Below are 4702 nucleotides of genomic sequence, written 5' to 3' on the forward strand. Positions count from 1 at the left end.
CCCGCGCGCGCCCTCGTGCGCGTGCGCGCGCCGGCGGGGGCGCCGGCGCGGGGCGCGCCCGCGGACGCGCCGGCGCCCGACCACACGCACGTGCAGTGGACGCTGGCCGCGCTCGGGCGGTCGCTCGGGTGCCGGGTGTGGGTGGCGGCCAACGACCGCGCGCGGGTGTGGGCCGGCGAGCCGCTGGGTGCGCTCAGCCTGGACCGCCTCCCGCCGCTCGGCCTCGACCCGGCGTCGGAGCGGCTCGTGCGCCTGATCGACGTGGTGTGGCTGCGCGGCGCGCACCAGGTGGTCGCCGCCTTCGAGGTCGAGCGCACGACGTCGGTGCACTCCGGGCTGCTGCGCATGGCGGACCTCGCCGCGCTGGCGCCCAACCTGAGCTTCCCGCTCTACGTCGTCGTGCCGCGCGCGCGGCTCGGCAAGGTACGGCGCGAGCTGGCGCGCCCCACGTTCCAGGCGCTCGACCTGCACCGGCGGTGCGGCTTCTTCTCCGCCGAGGCGCTGCTGGAGGCGGCGCCCGAGATCACGCGGTGGGCGAGCGGGCCGGCGGTGATCGAGAAGCTCGCCGAGCGGCTGCGCGACGGGGGCTGAGCCCCGCCGCTCACTCGGTGTGGATCGCCTGGATCGGGGCCAGGCGCGCCGCCCGCAGCGCGGGGTAGCAGCCGAAGATCAGCCCCACCAGCACGGCCGTGCCGAGCGAGACGAGCAGCGTGGCGCCCGTGGTCGCGGCGTAGACGCGCGCCTCGGTCTGCGCGCGCATGACCGCCGTCACCCCGTACGCGGCGGCGAGGCCGAGCAGCGTGCCGAGCGCGCTGCCGGCGGCGGTGATCGTGACCGACTCGGCGAGGAACTGCAGCAGGATGTCGCGGCGCTTCGCCCCGACCGCCTTGCGCACCCCGATCTCGCGCGTCCGCTCGGCCACCGAGGCGAGCAGCACGTTCATGATGCCGATCCCGCCGACGATCAGCGTGATCCCGGTGATCGACCCCATGAGCAGCTTGAAGACGAGCATCGCCTGTCGCACCTGCGCCAGCCGCTCGCGCGCGCCGGCGCCGATGCGCCACTGCCGCTTCCACTCCGGGTCGCGCGACGCCAGCCACCCCTCCACGCGCCCGCGCATCGCCTCGACCTGCTCGGCGTCGCGCGCGGTGGCGGTGAGCGCCGCCTCGGCGGGGAGCCCGGCGCGGACGGGCGCCATGGCCGGCACCGCGACCGCGAAGGGCGCGGTCACCGCCAGCGTGGCCGGGCGGAACTGCGTCTCCAGGCCGCTGCGCGTCACCCCGACGACGCGGGCCCAGCGGCCGGCCAGCGGGACCGAGTCGCCGACGGCGGCCGCCACGCCGCGCGCCCCGCGCCCCGAGTCGGGGAGGAGCGCGCGGGCCATCGCCTCGTTCACCGTGGCCACCAGCGCGCCCTGCTGCGACTCGGCGGGGGTCACCCGCCGCCCGGCGACCAGCTGCTGCCCGAGCGAGTCGGGCTCGGCGAGGGCGACGGCGACGACCATGAAGGCCCGGCGCTGCGTCGACGCGCCGAGCGGGGCGAGCGCGGTCCCCCGGTGCACGAGCGCCGCCCGCTCCCCCGGCCCCAGCGCCGCCCCGAGCGCGGCCACGTCGGCCACCGTGAACCGCCGGACCTCCTGCCGCGGCACCAGGGCGCCGTCCACCGAGTCCTCGGTGATCGGGCGGACCTGCACCACGTCGTACCCCTCGCGGCTCACGGCGTCGCGGGCGAACTGCTCGACCCCGTCGCCGACCGCCAGCACCGACACCAGCGCGGCCGCGCCGATCACGACCCCGAGGGTGGCGAGGAGGGCGCGCACGGGGTTCGCGCGCAGGGCGTCGGCACCCGTGCGGAGTGCGGTGTAGTAGGGGGCGATCGGCATCGGCGTGAGCGGGAGTCGGAGAGCGGCCCCGCTGCGTACGGTGCGCCGCACTCGGGCGTTTCGCCTACGGCCGCGCCCGCTCGTGACGCGGCGTGCGGCGCGTCGTCGGCTGTCGCGCGGCCGCGATAGATTGGTCGCTCCCCACCCGCCCCCTCCCCCGCACCAGGCCGTCCGCAGCAGATGTCGGGCTCCACGACCAGCACGCTCCTCCGCCTCGCCCTCGGCGCCGCGCTCGCGGCCGCCTGCGCCCCCGAGGCCGCCACGCCGGGCGCCGTCTCCGCCGCGCCCACCCCCAGCGACTCGACGCGCGTCGACTCCGCCGCCGGCGAGGCCGTCGGCACGCCGACCGCGGCGGCGCCGGCCGCCGTGGCCCCCGAGGCCGCCCCGATGGTCGCCGACTCGGCGGCGCCGGGCGACACCTCCCGCAAGGTCACCGCGCAGCTCCTCGGCGGGCGCAAGAAGACCGACATGTCGTCGCTGATCGCGGCGATCCGGCAGGGCGAGAAGAAGCTCGCGAGCTGGCCGAAGGGTCCCGCCGCCGCGCCGGGCGCCCTGCTGCCGGACAAGCGCATCGTCGCCTACTACGGCAACCCGCACTCGAAGAAGATGGGCGTGATCGGCGAGTACCCCGAGCAGCAGATGCTCGGGATGCTCGACAAGACGGTCGCGTCGTGGAAGGCCGCCGACCCGGCGACGCCGGTGGTGCCGGCGATCCACCTCGTGACGGTGGTCGCGCAGGGCGACCCGGGCGCCGACAAGAAGTGGCGCCGCCGCGAGACGCCGCAGATGATCGAGAAGACCTACGGGTGGGCGCAGAGCCGCAAGGGCGTCCTCTTCCTCGACATCCAGGCGTCGCACAGCACGCTGCGCGAGGAGCTCCCCCTCCTGCTCAAGTACCTCGAGCGCCCCGACGTGCACCTCGGCGTCGACCCCGAGTTCTACATGCACCACGACAAGGAAGGGGTGCGGCCGAGCGCGAAGATCGGGCAGATGAAGGCGAGCGACATCAACTACGTCATCCAGACGCTGGACCGGCTGGTGACGGAGAAGGGGATCCCGCCCAAGGTGCTCGTCGTGCACCGCTTCACGCGCCTGATGGTGCCGGACGCGCAGCAGATCCGCCCGACCAAGAACGTGCAGGTCGTGATGCACATGGACGGGTGGGGGCCGCCCTGGCTCAAGTTCGACTCGTACCACCACTACATCGTGAACGAGCCGGTGCAGTACACGGGCTTCAAGCTCTTCTACCACAACGACACGAAGAAGGGCGACGCGCTGCTGACGCCGAAGGAGCTGATGCAGCTCAAGCCCGCGCTGAGCTACATCCAGTACCAGTAGTCTGACGGGTTCTTCACGAAGCACCGGGCCGGCCCTCGCGCGAGGGCCGGCCCGGTGCGCGTTTCGGGGTGTGGCGTGATCGGTGGCACAGGGGGCGGAGCAGGTCGGCGCTACTGATGCGTAGCGAATGTGCAACTCGTCCGTTGCGTCGCTCGTCCATCCTGCATGGCCACCGCAGTCCTCCCGACCCCGGTCCACGACCACCTCCCGGCCGCCGCGGCCGCGGACGTGCCGCTCGCCGCGGCGCTCGCCGCGCGGCTGACGGTGCTGGTCCCCGCGTACAACGAGGGGGCGAGCATCGGCGACACCGTGCGCAGCCTGCTGTCGCAGACGGTGCGGGTCGCCGAGGTGGTGGTGGTCGACGACTGCTCGACCGACGACACCGCGGCGATCGCGCGGGCGCTCGGCGTGCGCGTGCTGACGCCGCCGGGCAACACGGGGAGCAAGGCGGGGGCGCAGAACTTCGCGCTGGCGCACGTCGACACCGCGTTCACGATGGCCGTCGACGCCGACACCACGCTCGCCCCCGACGCGATCGAGCGGCTGCTCGGCGCGTTCGCCGACCCGAAGGTGGCGGCGGCGTGCGGGCTCGTCCTGCCGCGCCACGTCGGGACGGTGTGGGAGCGCGGGCGCTACGTCGAGTACCTGTTCGCCTTCACCTTCTACAAGCAGGTGCAGGACTGGTACGGCGCGCCGCTCATCGCGTCGGGGTGCTTCAGCGCGTACCGCACGGACGTGTTGAAGGCGCACGGCGGGTGGCCGTCGCGCACGCTCGCCGAGGACATGGACCTGACGTGGAGCCTGTACCGGAGCGGGCACGCGGTGCGCTTCGTCCACGACGCGGTGTGCTACCCGGTCGAGCCGCACGACTGGACCTTCCTGCGGCGGCAGCTGAAGCGCTGGTCGCACGGCTTCGTGCAGAACGTGCGGCTGCACTGGCGCGGCGTGCTGGAGGTGCCGTACCTGCGCTCCGCGGTGGCCGTGGCGGTGTGGGACGCGACGGTCGCGGCGCTGGTGTACTTCTTCGTGCTCCCCGCGCTGGCGCTGGCGACGCGCGACCCGCGGTGGCTGCTCGGCTACGTGCTCGACCTCCCGGCGCTGGCGGTGCCGGTGCTCGCCGGCGCGATCCCGCGCGGCGAGGCGGGGCGCGCGCTGGCGTCGCTCCCCGCGTTCCTGGTGATCCGCGTGGTGAACGCCGCGTTCTTCCTCCGCGCCGCGTGGAGCGAGTGGGTGCTCGGGCGCGAGTTCCGCGTCTTCGAGAAGGGGCACTGAGGTGGCCGCGGGGCTGCCGGGGGTCGGGATCGGGGGGCTGTTCTACCTCGCGAGCGCGCTGCTGATGCCGGTGCGCGCGGTGGCGCGCCGCGCCGCGGGGCGGCCGGTCGCGTGGCGCCCGGTGGCGGTGCAGGCGGCGCTCGCCGAGGGGATCCTGCTCGCGCTGTGGGCGATGGGCGAGATGCTCGGCGCGATGGTCGGCGTCGGGGC

At 75.0% G+C, this 4702-nt stretch carries 4 protein-coding genes and 1 pseudogene; 4 read left to right on the forward strand and 1 reads right to left on the reverse strand.

The window, feature by feature from the left end:
- Nucleotides 1–591, forward strand: a pseudogene (locus PYV61_RS21115) (type II restriction endonuclease); the annotation flags it as partial.
- Between the two features lie 10 nt (nt 592–601).
- On the opposite strand, the gene PYV61_RS21120 reads toward PYV61_RS21115, so the two are convergent.
- Nucleotides 602–1882 carry an ABC transporter permease gene (locus PYV61_RS21120; protein ID WP_275835358.1) on the reverse strand — a complete coding sequence of 427 codons (1281 nt, stop codon included), beginning with the start codon at nt 1880–1882 and terminating at the stop codon, nt 602–604.
- 180 nt (nt 1883–2062) lie between these two features.
- On the opposite strand from PYV61_RS21120, the gene PYV61_RS21125 reads away from it, so the two are divergent.
- The 3 genes from PYV61_RS21125 to PYV61_RS21135 all read left to right on the forward strand — a co-directional run.
- Entirely contained in the window at nt 2063–3220 is a 1158-nt protein-coding gene (locus PYV61_RS21125; RefSeq protein ID WP_275835360.1) for a hypothetical protein, read from the forward strand.
- Nucleotides 3221–3385: 165 nt separating this feature from the next.
- Entirely contained in the window at nt 3386–4492 is a 1107-nt protein-coding gene (locus tag PYV61_RS21130) for a glycosyltransferase family 2 protein (protein ID WP_275835362.1), read from the forward strand.
- A 1-nt stretch (nt 4493) separates the two neighbouring features.
- A partial coding sequence (locus tag PYV61_RS21135; RefSeq protein WP_275835364.1) for a hypothetical protein occupies nt 4494–4702 on the forward strand: 209 nt, incomplete at its 3' end.

This window comes from Roseisolibacter sp. H3M3-2 (assembly GCF_029211165.1).
GTDB lineage: Bacteria > Gemmatimonadota > Gemmatimonadetes > Gemmatimonadales > Gemmatimonadaceae > Roseisolibacter.